The sequence below is a fragment of the Streptomyces sp. NPDC004629 genome, assembly GCF_042873595.1.
Lineage (GTDB): Bacteria > Actinomycetota > Actinomycetes > Streptomycetales > Streptomycetaceae > Streptomyces.
On sequence record NZ_JBIALO010000003.1, the window covers coordinates 189,517 to 205,249 of the forward strand.

The following is a 15,733-nucleotide window of genomic DNA, read 5'->3' on the forward strand; positions in this document are numbered from 1 at the left end:
CCTCTTCCGCCGGATCCGGTCGGTCCGCGTTAAGGGACCCCCCACCCCTACGGGGTCGAACGGTCATGCGTCATAATTGCTTGTGAATGTGAACGCGTTCACAAGCGTGCCCCGTTTGCTCCACTGATGGGTGTGACAAAAGGGGCAGACTGCCGCAGTACCACGGCGATGTAAGGAGCTGACGACGTGGAATTGGCACTGGCGCCAGAGACCCTGGCGCGATGGCAGTTCGGTATCACCACCGTCTACCACTTCCTCTTCGTCCCTCTGACGATCTCCTTGTCCGCTCTCACGGCCGGACTGCAGACCGCCTGGGTCCGCACGGAGAACGAGAAGTATCTGAGAGCGACGAAGTTCTGGGGGAAGCTCTTCCTGATCAACATCGCGATGGGTGTCGTCACCGGCATCGTGCAGGAGTTCCAGTTCGGCATGAACTGGTCGGACTACTCCCGCTTCGTCGGTGACATCTTCGGCGCACCACTCGCCTTCGAGGCGCTGATCGCGTTCTTCTTCGAGTCCACCTTCATCGGGCTGTGGATCTTCGGCTGGGACAAGCTGCCCAAGAAGATCCACCTGGCCTGCATCTGGATGGTCTCGATCGGCACGATCCTGTCGGCGTACTTCATCCTCGCCGCCAACTCGTGGATGCAGCACCCCATCGGCTACACGATGAACAAGGCGCGGGGGCGTGCCGAGCTGACCGACTTCTGGGCGGTGCTCACCCAGAACACCGCGCTCAGCCAGGCATTCCACACCCTCACGGCGGCCTTCCTGACCGGCGGCGCCTTCATGGTCGGCATCGCCGCCTTCCATCTGGCCCGCAAGAAGCACGTGCGCGAGATGAAGACCTCGCTGCGGCTGGGGCTCGTCACCGTCGTCATCGCCGGCCTGCTCACCGCGGTGAGCGGTGACACTCTCGGCAAGGTCATGTTCAAGCAGCAGCCGATGAAGATGGCCGCAGCCGAGGCCCTGTGGGACGGCCAGAACGGCGCGCCGTTCTCGGTGTTCGCCTACGGCGACGTCAGCAAGGGGCACAACACCGTCGAGCTGTCCGTCCCGGGGGTGCTGTCGTTCCTCGCCGACGACAACTTCAACTCCTACGTCCCCGGCATCAACGACACCAACAAGGCCGAGCAGGCCCAGCACGGTCCTGGCGACTACCGGCCCATCATCCCCGTCACCTTCTGGGCGTTCCGCTGGATGATCGGGTTCGGCATGGCGTCCTTCGCCATCGGCATCGTCGGGCTCTGGCTGACCCGCAAGAAGTTCATGCTGCCGCAGCATCTGCGGGTGGGTGAGGACGAGGTGCCGCATCTGGTCCTGTTCAAGAACAAGGCGCTCGGACCGAAGCTCACCCCCTGGTACTGGCGCATTGCGATCTGGACCCTGGCCTTCCCGCTGATCGCCAACTCATGGGGCTGGATCTTCACGGAGATGGGCCGCCAGCCATGGGTCGTCTACGGCGTCCTGCAGACGCGGCAGGCGGTCTCCCCCGGGGTCTCCCAGGGCGAGGTCCTCACCTCGATGATCATCTTCACCGCGCTCTACGCCGTCCTCGCCGTCATCGAGGTCAAGCTGCTGGTGAAGTACGTCAAGGCCGGCCCGCCCGAGCTGACCGAGGCCGACCTCAACCCGCCCACGAAGATCGGCGGCGACTCCCGTGACGCCGACAAGCCGATGGCCTTCTCGTACTAGGCCCAGGGAGCTGCAGTCATGGAACTTCACGACGTCTGGTTCGTCCTGATCGCCGTCCTGTGGACCGGCTACTTCTTCCTGGAGGGCTTCGACTTCGGGGTCGGCATCCTCACCAAGCTGCTCGCCCGTGACCGGCCCGAGCGCCGGGTGCTGATCAACACGATCGGCCCGGTGTGGGACGGCAACGAGGTGTGGCTGCTCACCGCGGGCGGTGCGACCTTCGCCGCCTTCCCCGAGTGGTACGCCACGCTGTTCTCCGGTTTCTATCTGCCCCTGCTGGTGATCCTGCTGTGCCTGATCGTCCGGGGCGTCGCCTTCGAGTACCGGGCGAAGCGCCCCGAGGAGCACTGGCAGCGGAACTGGGAGACGGCGATCTTCTGGACCTCGCTGATCCCGGCGTTCCTCTGGGGCGTGGCCTTCGGCAACATCGTCCGGGGCGTGAAGATCGACCAGCACTTCGAGTACGTCGGCAATGTCGGCGATCTGCTCAATCCGTATGCGCTGCTCGGCGGCCTGGTGACGCTGACGCTGTTCACCTTCCACGGTGCGGTGTTCACGGCGCTCAAGACCGTCGGGGACATCCGAGCCCGGGCCAGGAAGCTGGCGCTGAGGGTCGGTCTCGTCACGGCCGTGCTGGCGCTGGTCTTCCTGCTGTGGACGCAGATCGACCACGGTGACGGCAAGAGTCTGGTGGCGATGGCCGTGGCGGTGGTCGCGCTGCTGGCCGCCCTCGCGGCGAACCAGACGGGGCGCGAGGGATGGTCGTTCGGGCTCTCGGGCGTCACCATCGTGGCGGCCGTGGCGATGCTTTTCCTCTCGCTCTTCCCCGACGTCATGCCGTCGTCGCTCAACGCGGACTGGAGCCTCACGGTCACCAACGCCTCGTCGAGCCCGTACACCCTGAAGATCATGACCTGGTGCGCGGTGATCGCCACGCCGATCGTGCTGCTCTACCAGGGATGGACCTACTGGGTGTTCCGCAAGCGGATCGGGACGCAGCACCTCGCTCCCGAGGCCGGTCACTGAGTCTGGTCACTGAGTCTGGCGGGAGGCCTGTCTCACAACGTTTCACGTGAAACAGGCCTCCCCGGACCGAAGGGCATGTTTCACGTGAAACCGATCGATCCTCGTCTTCTCCGGTACGCCCGAGCCACCCGCCTCTTCCTGGCGGCGGTGGTCGGCCTGGGCGCACTGGGGGCCGGCCTGCTCATCGCCCAGGCCATGCTCATCGCCGAGGTGGTCGTCGGTGCCTTCCAGCACCATCTGTCGGTCACCGAACTGCGCACTCCCCTGCTGCTGTTGGTGGCCGTGGCGGCTGGCCGTGCGGTCGTCTCCTGGCTCACCGAACTCGCCGCGCACCGGGCCAGCGCATCGGTGAAGTCGGAGCTGCGCGGACGGCTCCTGGAACGGGCGGCGGCGCTGGGACCCGGTTGGCTCAGCGGACAGCGGACCGGGTCGCTGGTCACCCTCGCCACTCGCGGGGTGGATGCCCTCGACGACTACTTCTCCCGCTATCTGCCGCAGTTGGGGCTTGCGGTGGTCGTACCGGCCGCCGTGCTCGCCCGGATCGTCACCGAGGACTGGGTGTCGGCGGCGATCATCGTCGGCACCCTGCCGCTCATCCCCGTCTTCATGGTGCTGATCGGCTGGGCCACACAGTCCCGGACGGACCGCCAGTGGCGGCTGCTGTCCCGGCTGTCCGGTCACTTCCTGGACGTGGTCGCGGGGCTGCCGACGCTGAAGGTCTTCGGACGGGCCAAGGCGCAGGCCGAGTCCATCCGGCGCATCACCGGCGAGTACCGCCAGGCGACCATGCGGACCCTGCGGATCGCGTTCCTCTCCTCCTTCGCCCTGGAACTGCTCGCCACCCTGTCCGTCGCACTGGTCGCCGTGACGATCGGCATGCGGCTTGTCCACGGCGACATGGACCTGTACATCGGGCTCGTCATCCTGGTGCTGGCGCCGGAGGCCTATCTGCCGCTGCGTCAGGTGGGCGCCCAGTTCCATGCGGCGGCGGAGGGCCTGGCGGCGGCCGAGGAGATCTTCGCCGTGCTGGAGACACCCCTTCCCGAGGCCGGTAAGGGCCCGGTGCCGGCCGGTGCGCTGGCCTTCGAAGAGGTCACCGTCCGCTATCCCGGGCGGTCCGCGGACGCCGTGACGGATGTGTCCTTCACGGTCGAGCCCGGCGAGACCGTCGCCCTCGTCGGACCGAGCGGAGCGGGCAAGACGACGCTCCTCAGTGTGCTGCTGGGCTTCGTGCGGCCCACCGGGGGCCGGGTGCGGATCGGGGGAGGGGACCTCGCGGACATCGACCCGGAACGGTGGCGGTCACGGATCGCCTGGGTGCCGCAGCGGCCCCACCTGTACGCCGGGACGATCGCGGAGAACATACGGCTGGCGCGGCCCGACGCGGACGACGAGGCCGTGCGCCGGGCGCTGCGCGACGCCGGCGCGCTGGAGTTCGTGGACGCGTTGCCCGACGGTGCCGCGACCCTGCTCGGCGAGGACGGGGCCGGGTTGTCCGCCGGTCAGCGGCAGCGGCTGGCCCTGGCCCGGGCGTTCCTGGCGGACCGGCCCGTGCTGCTGCTGGACGAGCCGACGGCCGCGCTCGACGGGGCGACCGAGGCCGAGGTCGTGGCGGCGGTGCGACGGCTGGCCGTGGGGCGCACGGTCCTGCTGGTCGTGCACCGTCCCGCCCTTCTGGGCGTGGCGGACCGGGTGGTGAGGCTGTCCGAGGCCGAGCCCGTCCGCTCGTCCTGGGCGGGAGAAGCCCATGGCGCCCTCGGGCCCACCGCGAACGAGTGGGTGGGAGAGGACTCGGGACCCGCCGACAGCGCGTCGGCCGCAGGCGTGCCGGCTACGGGCGTCCCGGGCGGTGCGGCCTCGGACGCGCCGGGCAGTGGCTCCATCGCCGAAGGTGACCGGTCCGGCCGCCCGGCGTCCGGTGTCCTCGCCCGGGTGCGGGCCATGTCGGGCCCCCGCCGTGGCCGCCTCGCGCTCGCGCTGCTGCTGGGGAGCCTGGCGCTCGGCAGCGCGGTCGGGCTCATAGCCACCTCCGGCTGGCTGATCTCACGCGCCTCGCAGCAACCGCCGGTGCTGTATCTGATGGTGGCCGTGACCGCGACCCGGGCCTTCGGCATCGGGCGGGCGGTGTTCCGCTACACGGAGCGGCTGGTCTCGCACGACGCCGTGCTGCGGATGCTGGCCGACACGAGGGTCGCGGTGTACCGGCGGCTGGAACGGCTGGCGCCCGCCGGTCTGCGCAGCGCCCGCCGAGGCGACCTGCTGTCCCGGCTGGTTTCCGACGTGGACGCGCTGCAGGACTACTGGCTGCGCTGGCTGCTGCCCGCCGGGGTCGCGCTCGCCGTCTCGGCGGGGTCCGTGGCGTTCACGGCGTGGCTGCTGCCCGAGGCGGGGGCCGCGCTCGCGGTGGGCCTGCTCGCGGCCGGCGTCGGCGTACCGCTGCTGACCGGCGCCGTGGCACGGCACGCCGAGCGCCGGCTGGCGCCCGCCCGAGGACTGCTCGCCACGCGCGTGACCGACCTGCTCACCGGCACCGCCGAACTCACCGTCGCCGGCGCGCTGCCCGCCCGTACCGACGCGGCGCGAGAGGCCGACGGCACGCTCACCCGGATCGCCTCGCGCGCGGCCACCGCCACCGCGCTCGGCGACGGGCTCACCGCCCTGATCTCCGGCCTGACCGTGGCGGCGACCGCACTGCTGGGCGCCCAGGCGGTCGCCGGGGGACGGCTGGACGGCGTGGCCATGGCCGTGGTCGTCCTGACCCCGCTCGCCGCCTTCGAGGCGGTGCTCGGACTGCCGATCGCCGTGCGCTACCGGCAGCGGGTGCGGCGCAGCGCGGAACGCGTGTACGAGGTGCTGGACGCGGCCGAGCCCGTACGGGAGCCGCGACGGCCCCGGCAGGCACCCGTTTCCCCGTTCCCGCTGGTCGTGAAGGGGCTCGCCGCCCGTCATCCCGGGCAGCACCGGGACGCGCTCGCCGGGCTGGACCTGACGCTGGAGCGGGGGCGCCGGGTGGCCCTGGTGGGCCCGTCCGGGTCCGGCAAGACGACCCTCGGCCAGGTGCTGCTGAGGTTCCTCGACCCGGACGCGGGCTCCTACACACTGGCTGGTGTGGACGCCCGCGCGCTGGACGGCGACGACGTACGGCGCCTCGTCGGGCTGTGCGCCCAGGACGCGCACCTCTTCGACAGCACCGTCCGGGAGAACCTGCTGCTCGCGCGGAAGGACGCCACCGAGGCCGACCTGCGGGACGCGCTCGCCCGGGCCCGGCTGCTCGACTGGGCGGACGGGCTGCCCGACGGGCTGGACACGCTCGTCGGGGAGCACGGGGCCCGGCTGTCCGGCGGGCAGCGGCAGCGGCTGGCGCTCGCCCGCGCGCTGCTCGCCGACTTCCCGGTCCTCGTGCTCGACGAGCCCGCCGAGCACCTGGACCTGCCGACGGCCGACGCGCTCACGGCCGATCTGCTGGCCGCCACCGAGGGCCGTACGACGCTGCTGATCACGCACCGGCTGGCCGGACTCGACGCCGTGGACGAGGTGGTCGTGCTGGACGAGGGCCGGGTGGCGCAGCGCGGGACGTACGCCGAGCTGGCCGCCGTGGACGGGCCACTGCGGGCGATGGCCGAGCGGGAGGCGGCGGCGGAACTGCCGGTCGGCGCCTAGCGCTCCGCTGGTTGCGCCGCGATGTCGTCGGTCGTCTGCGGTGCCGTCGTGGCTGGTGGCGGCGTTCCCCGCGCCCCTTGGATGTGCCGCGATGTCGTCGGTCGTCTGCGGCGTCGTCGTGGCTGGTCGCGCAGTTCCCCGCGCCCCTTCGGGGCGCTGTCCGCCACGGGGTGCGGGTGCGCGCCCCGCTGGGCCATTGGCGGCAACCGGGGCCCCGGGCCTACGCGTCGAGGTGACCGGGGCCGCCCCAGCGCGCCACCATCGCCCGCATGCGCTCATACCGCTGTCATCCGCTGTTCGCCCCGGCGCTGCTGTGCGCGCTCACCGTCCTCGCGCCGCCGCCCGCGCACGCGGCCCTGGATGGATCCGACGCCGTGCCCCGCTCCGGCGACGTGCCGGGGCTCAGCCTCAAGGTGGCGCGGCTGTACCGGGAGGCGGCCGAGGCGGCACGGCAGTACGAGACGGGGCGGCGCGAGGCGGAACGGCAGCGTGCCGGGGCCCTGCGCGCCGAGCGGCTGCTCGGCCGGGAGCGGCGGCAGATGTCCGTGCTGCACGCGGACCTCGGCCGGATCGCCCGCGCCCAGTACCGGACGGGCGGGGGACTGCCGTTCACCGCGCAGATGGTGCTCGCGACCGGTCCGGAGCAGCTGATGCGCGGTCAGCGCGTCTTCTCGCGGACGAGCCTTGCGGTGAGCAACGCCGTCGACAGGAGCCGCCGGGCCGAGGCACGGCTCGCCGCGGAGGAGGCCAGGGCCAGGTCGGCCTGGCGGGCGGTACGCCGGCGGACCAGCGAACTCGCCGAGCTGCGGCGGGACATCGAGCGCAAGCTGGAGGCGGCACGCGGGCAATTGCAGCACCGGGCGGACGGCTCGGCCGCGGCGGGCCGGTGCCGCGCCGCCGTACGGCTGGACCTGCCCCTGCCGCGCGTTGAGGGCGCGTGGGTCGCGCCCGTGCGGACGTACGAGCTGTCCGCGGGATTCGGCAGCGGGGGTGAGCGGTGGGCGCACCGGCACACCGGGCAGGACTTCGCGGTGCCCATCGGGACGCCGGTGCGGGCGGTCGGCGCGGGCCACGTGGCGCAGGTGTCGTGCGGGGGCCCCTTCGGCATCCAGATCGTGATCCGGCACCCCGACGGCTACTGCACCCAGTACGCACACCTGGCCGCCGTCGCCGTCGAGGAGGGGGACCGGGTGGACACCGGGCAGCGGATCGGCCAGTCGGGCACCACCGGCAACTCGACCGGCCCGCATCTGCACTTCGAGGTGCGTGTCACGCCGGAGGCCGGATCGGCGGTGGACCCGGTGTCCTGGCTGGCCGGGCATGGTGTGCGGCTCGGGTGACTACACCCGCTCGGCCAGCAGCCGCTCGATGACGGCCGCCACGCCGTCCTCGTTGTTGGCGTCCGTGCGCCCCGACGCGGCCGCCACCACGGTCGGGTGGGCGTTGCCCATGGCGTACGACCGGCCCGCCCAGGTCAGCATCTCGACGTCGTTGGGCATGTCCCCGAAGGCGACGACCTCGGCGGGCGAGATGCCGCGCTCGGCGCAGCACAGGGCGAGCGTGCTGGCCTTGGAGACGCCGGGGCCGCTCAGCTCCAGCAGGGCGCTGGGGCTGGAGCGGGTGACGGTGGCGCGCTCGCCCACGGCGAGCCGGGCCAGGGTGAGGAAGGCGTCGGGGTCGAGGTCGGGGTGGTAGGCGAGGATCTTGAGCACCGGCTCGTCGCCGCCGGGCCCGCCGGCCGCGAGGAGCCGCTCGGCGGGCAGGAGGTTGTCGGGCACCTCCACGTGCAGCTTGGGGTAGGCCGGCTCCTGGTGGAAGCCGTACGTCTGCTCGACCGCGTACACCGTGCCGGGCGCCGCCTCGCGCAGCAGCCGTACGGCGTCCAGCGCGTTCTCCCGGGCCAGTTCCCGCACCTTCACGAACCGGTGGGTGCCCGGGCCGCCGTGCAGGTCGACCACCGCGGCACCGTTGCCGCAGATCGCCAGGCCGTGGCCGTGCACATGGTCGCTGACGACGTCCATCCAGCGGGCCGGGCGGCCGGTCACGAAGAAAACCTCGATGCCCGCCTCCTCGGCGGCGGCCAGCGCGGCGACCGTCCGTGGGGAGACCGACTTGTCGTCACGCAGCAGCGTGCCGTCCAGGTCGGTGGCGATCAGCCGGGTCGGGACGGCGGCAGTCGGGGTCTCGGGCTGTCGGGTCGCTGAGGTCACCGGGTCATTCTCGCGCATATGCCCGCACGGCCGTGCGCCGGTGCGCACAGATGAGACGCACACGACGCCGACCGGGCGGCGCCGCACCCGAGGTCAGCCCAGCTGTGCCCCGGCATCCAGGGCGATCTGCTCGAAGACCTTCTCGTCCGCGGCGAAGTCCGAATGGGGGATGGGCCAGTGGATCACGATCTCGGTGAACCCCAGTTCCCGGTGGCGGCCGGCGAAGTCCACGAAGGCGTCCAGGGACTCCAGCGGCCGGCCGCGGTCCGGGGTGAAGCCGGTGAGCAGGATCTTGTCCACCCCGGCCACGTCCCGGCCGAGGACGGCGCAGGCGGCGGCCAGCTTGTCCATCTGTCCGCGCAGCGCCTGGACGGACTGCTCCGGTGTGCCCTGCTCGTACAGCGTGGGGTCGCCGGTGGTCACCCACGCCTGGCCGTACCGCGCGGCGAGTGCGAGTCCGCGGGGCCCGGTGGCGGCCACCGCGAAGGGCAGCCGGGGGCGCTGCACACAGCCGGGGATGTCACGCGCCTCGTGCGCCGAGTAGAAGACGCCCTCGTAGGACACCGAGTCCTCGGTCAGGAGGCGGTCGAGCAGCGGCACGAACTCGGCGAACCGGTCGGCCCGCTCGCGCGGGGTCCAGGGCTCCTGCCCGAGCGCGGTGGCGTCGAAGCCGGTACCGCCCGCGCCGATGCCGAGGGTGATCCGGCCGCCGGAGATGTCGTCGAGCGAGATCAGCTCCTTGGCGAGGGTCACCGGATGCCGGTAGTTGGGCGAGGTCACCAGTGTGCCCAGGCGCATCCGGTCGGTGGCCTCGGCCGCCGCGGTCAGCGTCGGGATCGCGCCGAACCACGGGCCGTCGCGGAAGCTGCGCCAGGACAGGTGGTCGTAGGTGTACCCGGTGTGGAACCCGAGTTCCTCGGCGCGTGTCCATGCCGCGCGGCCGCCCTCGGTCCAGGGGCGGTGGGGAAGGATCACGGTGCTCAGACGCAGGTTCATGCGTTCGAGACTAAGGGGCGCCACTGACAGCGGGTGGACGGTCACGGTGCGCGGTCGTCCGGCCATGTGCGGGCGGGGGGTACGTCGCTGCGGCCAGGGAAGCGGAGGGCCGCACGGGAGGGTCCGGGGCCGTCAGTGCGGCTCGGGGAAGCGCAGGTACCGGGGCGGTACGGCCTTGGTGAGCCACACGCCGTTCGCGCTGAGGTGGAAGACGTGGCCGTCGCGGTGCATGGCCGCGGCGTCGACCGACAGCACGACGGGACGTCCGCGACGGGCGCCGACGCGGGTTGCGGTCTCGCGGTCTGCCGACAGGTGTACGTCGTGGCGGTTCATGGGCCTGAGGCCGGCGGCGCGGATCGCGTCCAGATTCCGGGCGACGGTGCCGTGGTAGAGGTACGCAGGCGGGGTCGCCGGTGGCAGGCCGAGGTCGACCTGGACGCTGTGGCCCTGGCTGGCGCGGATCCGGGTGCCCTCGATCGCGAACCGCCGTTTGTCGTTGGTGGCCACGACGTGGTCGAGTTCCTCGCGGGTGAGCCGGAACCCGTGCGCCGCCGCCGCGGCGATCAGCGTGTCGATCTCGACCCAGCCGCCCTCGTCGAGCGTGATGCCGATCCGCTCGGGCTGGTGGCGCAGGTGTTTCGAGAGGTACTTCGACACCTTCACGGTGCGCTTCTCGTCTTCTGATCTTGTGTCTCTCGTATTCACTCCCTCAGGATGCCGGGGGAGACGTGGATCACGCTGACAATTTTCACCCTGAGGTTTGGTCCACAGCCAAGTTCGGTTATCCACAGGCTAATTGGCGAAACTGTGGACAACTCGTGGGCGGTTCAGGGTGATTCGCCAAGATCATTGACTGGGCGGTGACTTGTCGTCAGGCGTCCAAGTGCCCATCCGTGGCGCGGCTTTCTGCGGCGAGGGAGACGAACACCACTGCGTACTCAGCGCCAACGAGCTGTCCCACGGCCCGGATCGTCTCGACCGGAACCGGCACACAGCGCGTCTCCCGCACGGCGTGTCCACGCCTTCCCGGGTCCAAGTGCTCGGGTGGCCAACGGCCCTAGGGCGCTGGGCAGTTCGCCCTCACGGTCTGCCGGCCGTGCTGCCGCGCCTGCGCACCGGCGAGACCGGCTCCGCCCGCCATCCCTTGCCTGGGGTGCGGTGGATCCCCCAGGTACCGGGCGAGGACCTGCTTGGTCGTGAACTCCAGGATGCGGGCGGTGATATGCCCCATCCGGACCCGCAACTCCACGATCCGGCAAGCGATCTCGGAGAGTGGACTCGGTGCGAGGCCGTCCGTCACCGACCTCACACTCTCGGCACCACCCGGGCGATCCGGCGCAACACCCCAGGTGCGAAACGGGATATGAGACGCATACCGCGTGCCTCCGGAGTGACCGGGACCACCGCCTCGTTGCGCACCACCGACCGCAGGATCGCCGCGGCCACCTTCTCCGGCGGGTAGTTGCGCAGCCCGTACAGCCGTGCCGTGCGCTGCCGCAGGCGGCGCTGCTCCGCGTCGTCCACGCCGGTGAAGCGTGCCGTGGAGGTGATGTCGGTGTTGACGAACCCGGGGCATATCGCGGTCACCCCGATGCCTTGGTCCGCGAGTTCGGCGCGCAGGCACTCGCTGAGCATGAGCACCGCCGCCTTGGAGGTGCTGTAGGCGGGCAGTGCCCGGGAGGGCTGATAGGCCGACGCCGAGGCGACGTTGACGATGTGGCCGCCCTGGCCGCGCGCGGCCATCCGCCCGCCGAACAGGCGGCAACCATGGATGACACCCCACAGGTTGACGTCCAGGACCGTGCGCCAGTCGTCCGGCGTGGTGTCGAAGAACGATCCCGACAGGCCGATGCCGGCGTTGTTGACCAGCACGTCCACCACGCCGTACTCGGTGGTGACCTTCTCGGCGAGCTTCTCCATGGCCTGCTCGTCGGAGACGTCGGTGGTCTCCGCCCAGGCGGCCGGGGCGCCGAGCAGCCGGGCCCACTCGGCGGTGCGGGCGGCGGACTCCGTGTCCCGGTCGACGGCCACCACGCGCGCGCCGGACTCCGCGAACGCGAACGCCGTCGCCCGCCCGATGCCGCTGCCCGCGCCGGTGACCAGCACCAACTGCCCGCCGAAACGGTCCGCGTACCGGCCGGTGGGCCGCGCCGGCCGCGGGCGTCCGTCCTCGATCCCGGTGACGAACTCGCTGATCCAGGCAGTCAGTTGGTCGGGGCGGGTACGCGGGATCCAGTGCTTGGCCGGGAGCGTGTGACGGGTCGACTGCGGAGCCCACCGCTCCAGATCGTCGTAGAGATTCTCGGACAGGAACGCGTCCCCCAGGGGCGTGATGAGCTGCACGGGCGCGTGCGCGTACGCGTCCGGGCGCGGACGGCGCAGCCGGGAGCGCACGTTGTCCCGGTACAGCCAGGCGCCGTGCGCGGCGTCCGTGGGCAGGGACGTGGTCGGATAGTCGCCGCCGGGGAGCCGCTCGGCGCGCTCCAGGATCTTCGGCCAGCGCCTGCCGAGCGGGCCGCGCCAGGCCAATTCGGGCAGGACGGGCGTGTGCAGCAGGTAGACGTACCAGGACTTGGCGCCCTGGCTGAGGAGTTGGCCCACCCGGCGGGGCGTGGGCCGCTTCACGCGCGCGTTGATCCAGTGTCCGAAGTGGTCGAGGGACGGGCCGGACATCGAGGTGAAGGACGCGATACGGCCTTCGGTGCGCCGGACCGTGACGAACTCCCAGGACTGCACCGATCCCCAGTCGTGCCCCACCAGATGCACCGGACGGCCGGGGCTGACCGCGTCCACGACGGCCAGGAAGTCGTCGGTGAGCTTGGCCAGGGTGAAGCCATCCCGCAGCGGCCGCGGGGCCGTCGAGCGGCCGTGGCCGCGCACGTCGTACAGCACCACGTGGAAGCGGTCGGCGAGCCGGGCGGCGACCTCGGACCAGACCTCCTTGCTGTCCGGGTAGCCGTGCACCAGCACCACCGTCGGCTGGTCCGGGTCGCCCAGCTCCGCCACGCACAGCTCGACCCCGCCCGTGCGCACCCAGCGCTCCCGCGCGCCCTCCAGCACCGTCACCTGTCCTCCGCCCAGCACCGCAGTCCCCCGCGCTCGAACCGGCTCGCGCCTTTCCCGTGCTCCCGGCCGTGTCTGGACTCCGGGTACCCCGGTCGCCGGTCGCGATACTCGCCCGTAACGTGACACTGGTGAATGTGACAGTCGTTAGAGTCGGCGTCAACAGGAGGGCGGCGGGCTGTGGATAACTCTGCGTAGCTCTCAGGACGGGCATCCCCTAAGGACCCGTCCTACTCCAGACTGACCTCAAGACGGCTCTCCGGTCTGACGACCGCCGTGGTCCGCGTCACTACTGTCGAGGCGTGACTGTGATCGCGACCGAAAGCCTGAGCAAGCGGTTCCCCCGGGTGACCGCTCTTGACCGGCTCTCCGTGGACGTGGGACCCGGTGTGACGGGTCTCGTGGGCGCCAACGGGGCCGGCAAGTCCACACTGATCAAGATCCTGCTGGGTCTCTCCCCCGCCACCGAGGGCCGCGCCGAGGTGCTCGGCCTCGACGTCGCCACGGAGGGCGCGGCCATCCGCGAGCGGGTCGGGTACATGCCGGAGCACGACTGCCTGCCGCCCGACGTCTCGGCCACCGAGTTCGTCGTCCACATGGCGCGCATGTCCGGACTCCCGCCGGCCGCCGCGCGCGAGCGCACCGCGGACACCCTGCGCCACGTCGGCCTGTACGAGGAGCGCTACCGCCCCATCGGCGGCTACTCGACCGGCATGAAGCAGCGGGTGAAGCTCGCCCAGGCCCTGGTCCACGATCCGCAGCTGGTCTTCCTCGACGAGCCGACCAACGGCCTCGACCCGGTCGGCCGCGACGAGATGCTCGGCCTGATCCGCCGCGTCCACACGGACTTCGGCATCTCGGTCCTGGTCACCTCTCACCTGCTGGGCGAACTGGAACGCACCTGCGACCACGTCGTCGTGGTCGACGGCGGCAAGCTCCTGCGCTCCAGCTCCACCCGGGACTTCACGCAGAGCACCACCACCCTCGCGATCGAGGTCACCGACAGCGACACCCACCCCGACGGCACCCGTGCGGTGCGCGACGCGCTCCACGCGCGCGGGGTGGACATCCAGGACGAGGGCGGCGGCCTGCCCGGCGCCGGACACATCCTGCTGCTCACCGCGTCCGGCGAGGACACCTACGACCTGGTCCGCGACGTCGTCGCCGACCTCGGCCTCGGCCTGGTGCGCATGGAGCAGCGCAGGCACCACATCTCGGAGGTGTTCCGGGACGGCGAAGAGCAGCGGAAGGAGGCGGTCGGCCATGGCAGTTGAGCACCCTGCGGCCGCGCCCTCGGGTGACCAGACCCGCATCCACAACATCGGCTACCGCACCTACGACGGCCCCCGTCTGGGCCGGTCCTACGCCCGCCGCTCCCTGTACTCGCAGTCCCTGCGCGGCGCCTACGGCCTCGGCCGCTCGGTGAAGTCCAAGGTGCTGCCGATGCTGCTGTTCGTGGTGATGTGCGTGCCCGCCGCCATCATGGTCGCGGTCGCCGTCGCCACCAAGGCGAAGGACCTGCCGCTGGACTACACGCGGTACGCGATCGTCATGCAGGCGGTCATCAGCCTGTACGTCGCCTCGCAGGCACCCCAGTCCGTGTCCCGGGACCTGCGCTTCAAGACCGTGCCGCTGTACTTCTCGCGGCCGATCGAGACCGCCGACTACGTCCGCGCGAAGTACGCGGCGCTGGCCTCTGCGCTGTTCATCCTGACCGCGGCCCCGCTCACCGTGCTCTACGTGGGCGCGCTGCTGGCCAAGCTCGGGTTCGCCCACCAGACGAAGGAATACGCACAGGGGCTGGTCTCCGTGGCACTGCTCTCGCTGCTGTTCGCCGGCATCGGACTGGTCATCGCGGCCATCACCCCGCGCCGCGGCTTCGGCATCGCCGCCGTGATCGCCGTGCTGACCATCTCCTACGGCGCGGTCTCCACCCTCCAGGCCATCGCCGACGCGCAGGGCAGCACCGGCGCGATCCCCTGGATCGGACTGTTCTCGCCGATCACCCTCGTCGACGGCGTGCAGTCCGCCTTCCTGGGAGCCACCTCCGCCTTCCCGGGCGGGGTCGGCCCGTCCAGCGGCGAAGGCGTGGTCCACGTGCTCGTCGCGCTGGGCCTGATCGCCGCCGCCTACGGCCTCCTCGTGCGCCGCTACCAGAAGGTGGGACTGTGACCACGCTCTCCATCGACCACGTCTCCCGCTGGTTCGGCAACGTGGTCGCCGTCAACGACATCACCATGACCATCGGTCCCGGCGTCACCGGCCTGCTCGGCCCCAACGGCGCCGGAAAGTCCACCCTCATCAACATGATGGGCGGCTTCCTCGCCCCCTCCACCGGTTCGGTCACCCTCGACGGACAGCCGGTGTGGCGCAACGAGGGGATCTACCGGCACATCGGCATCGTCCCCGAGCGCGAGGCGATGTACGACTTCCTCACCGGCCGTGAATTCGTCGTCGCCAACGCCGAGTTGCACGGCCTGGGCGACAAGGCCGCGAGCCGCGCCCTGGCCACGGTCGAGATGGAGTACGCGCAGGACCGGAAGATCTCCACGTACTCCAAGGGCATGCGCCAGCGGGTGAAGATGGCCTCCGCGCTGGTCCACGAGCCGTCGCTGCTGCTGCTCGACGAGCCGTTCAACGGCATGGACCCGCGCCAGCGCATGCAGCTCATGGAACTGCTGCGGCGCATGGGCGACGAGGGCCGCACGGTGCTGTTCTCCTCGCACATCCTCGAAGAGGTCGAGCAACTGGCCTGGCACATCGAGGTCGTCGTCGCCGGACGGCACGCGGCGAGCGGCGACTTCCGCCGGATCCGCCGCCTGATGACCGACCGCCCGCACCGCTACCTGGTGCGCTCCAGCGACGACCGGGCCCTCGCGGCGGCGCTGATCGCCGACCCGTCGACGGCCGGCATCGAGGTCGACGTCACCGAGGGCGCGCTGCGCATCCAGGCCGTCGACTTCGGCCGCTTCACCACCCTGCTGCCGAAGGTCGCCCGCGACCACGGCATCCGGCTGCTCACGGTCTCGCCGTCCGACGAGTCCCTGGAGTCCGTCTTCTCGTACCTGGTCGCGGCGTAGGAG

The 15,733-nt window shown here is 71.4% G+C and carries 11 protein-coding genes; 7 read left to right on the forward strand and 4 right to left on the reverse strand.

Translation table 11 applies throughout. The features are described from left to right. Window positions 1-186 precede the first annotated feature (186 nt). From ACFYTE_RS06145 to ACFYTE_RS06160, 4 genes are all read left to right on the forward strand, one after another. A complete protein-coding gene (locus ACFYTE_RS06145; protein ID WP_388705561.1) occupies window positions 187-1,695 on the forward strand; it encodes a cytochrome ubiquinol oxidase subunit I in 1,509 nt (502 codons plus the stop codon). An 18-nt stretch (window positions 1,696-1,713) separates the two neighbouring features. Beyond that, on the forward strand, window positions 1,714-2,721 hold the full coding sequence (gene cydB, locus ACFYTE_RS06150; RefSeq protein ID WP_388705564.1) for a cytochrome d ubiquinol oxidase subunit II: 1,008 nt from the start codon (window positions 1,714-1,716) through the stop codon (window positions 2,719-2,721). An 84-nt stretch (window positions 2,722-2,805) separates the two neighbouring features. Next, entirely contained in the window at window positions 2,806-6,381 is a 3,576-nt protein-coding gene (gene cydD, locus ACFYTE_RS06155) for a thiol reductant ABC exporter subunit CydD (protein ID WP_388705566.1), read from the forward strand. Between the two features lie 269 nt (window positions 6,382-6,650). Further along, entirely contained in the window at window positions 6,651-7,721 is a 1,071-nt protein-coding gene (locus ACFYTE_RS06160; RefSeq protein ID WP_388705569.1) for a M23 family metallopeptidase, read from the forward strand. On the opposite strand, the gene ACFYTE_RS06165 is transcribed toward ACFYTE_RS06160, so the two are convergent. From ACFYTE_RS06165 to ACFYTE_RS06180, 4 genes are all read right to left on the reverse strand, one after another. Further along, entirely contained in the window at window positions 7,722-8,609 is an 888-nt protein-coding gene (locus ACFYTE_RS06165) for an HAD hydrolase family protein (protein WP_388705571.1), read from the reverse strand. It abuts the gene before it with no gap. A 75-nt stretch (window positions 8,610-8,684) separates the two neighbouring features. Beyond that, the gene (locus ACFYTE_RS06170) at window positions 8,685-9,587 is read right to left on the reverse strand and encodes an LLM class flavin-dependent oxidoreductase (protein WP_388705575.1); all 903 of its coding nucleotides are present in this window, start codon (window positions 9,585-9,587) and stop codon (window positions 8,685-8,687) included. Window positions 9,588-9,719: 132 nt separating this feature from the next. Continuing rightward, window positions 9,720-10,292, reverse strand: a complete 573-nt coding sequence (locus ACFYTE_RS06175; RefSeq protein WP_388705577.1) for an RNA 2'-phosphotransferase — start codon at window positions 10,290-10,292, stop codon at window positions 9,720-9,722. Between the two features lie 600 nt (window positions 10,293-10,892). After that, window positions 10,893-12,653 carry an SDR family oxidoreductase gene (locus tag ACFYTE_RS06180; RefSeq protein WP_388705580.1) on the reverse strand — a complete coding sequence of 587 codons (1,761 nt, stop codon included), beginning with the start codon at window positions 12,651-12,653 and terminating at the stop codon, window positions 10,893-10,895. A 305-nt stretch (window positions 12,654-12,958) separates the two neighbouring features. Here ACFYTE_RS06180 and ACFYTE_RS06185 point away from each other — a divergent pair, with 305 nt between their 5' ends. Genes ACFYTE_RS06185 through ACFYTE_RS06195 form a run of 3 tightly spaced genes read left to right on the forward strand, consistent with a single transcriptional unit; the run spans window position 12,959 to window position 15,730 of the window. Then, a complete protein-coding gene (locus tag ACFYTE_RS06185) occupies window positions 12,959-13,924 on the forward strand; it encodes an ABC transporter ATP-binding protein (protein ID WP_388705941.1) in 966 nt (321 codons plus the stop codon). Next, on the forward strand, window positions 13,914-14,822 hold the full coding sequence (locus ACFYTE_RS06190) for an ABC transporter permease (protein WP_388705583.1): 909 nt from the start codon (window positions 13,914-13,916) through the stop codon (window positions 14,820-14,822). The genes ACFYTE_RS06185 and ACFYTE_RS06190 overlap by 11 nt, the downstream gene beginning before the upstream one ends. Next, complete coding sequence (locus tag ACFYTE_RS06195; RefSeq protein ID WP_388705585.1) at window positions 14,819-15,730, forward strand: ABC transporter ATP-binding protein; 912 nt, start codon at window positions 14,819-14,821, stop codon at window positions 15,728-15,730. Before ACFYTE_RS06190 ends, ACFYTE_RS06195 begins: the two co-directional genes overlap by 4 nt. Window positions 15,731-15,733: the final 3 nt, after the last annotated feature.

Bases quoted from the DNA above. Each gene is read 5' to 3' on its own strand.
- cydB (WP_388705564.1), top strand. From the start codon at position 1,714: ATGGAACTTCACGACGTCTGGTTCGTCCTGATCGCCGTCCTGTGGACC.
- ACFYTE_RS06160 (WP_388705569.1), top strand. From the start codon at position 6,651: ATGCGCTCATACCGCTGTCATCCGCTGTTCGCCCCGGCGCTGCTGTGC.
- ACFYTE_RS06165 (WP_388705571.1), bottom strand. From the start codon at position 8,609: ATGCGCGAGAATGACCCGGTGACCTCAGCGACCCGACAGCCCGAGACC.
- ACFYTE_RS06170 (WP_388705575.1), bottom strand. From the start codon at position 9,587: ATGAACCTGCGTCTGAGCACCGTGATCCTTCCCCACCGCCCCTGGACC.
- ACFYTE_RS06190 (WP_388705583.1), top strand. From the start codon at position 13,914: ATGGCAGTTGAGCACCCTGCGGCCGCGCCCTCGGGTGACCAGACCCGC.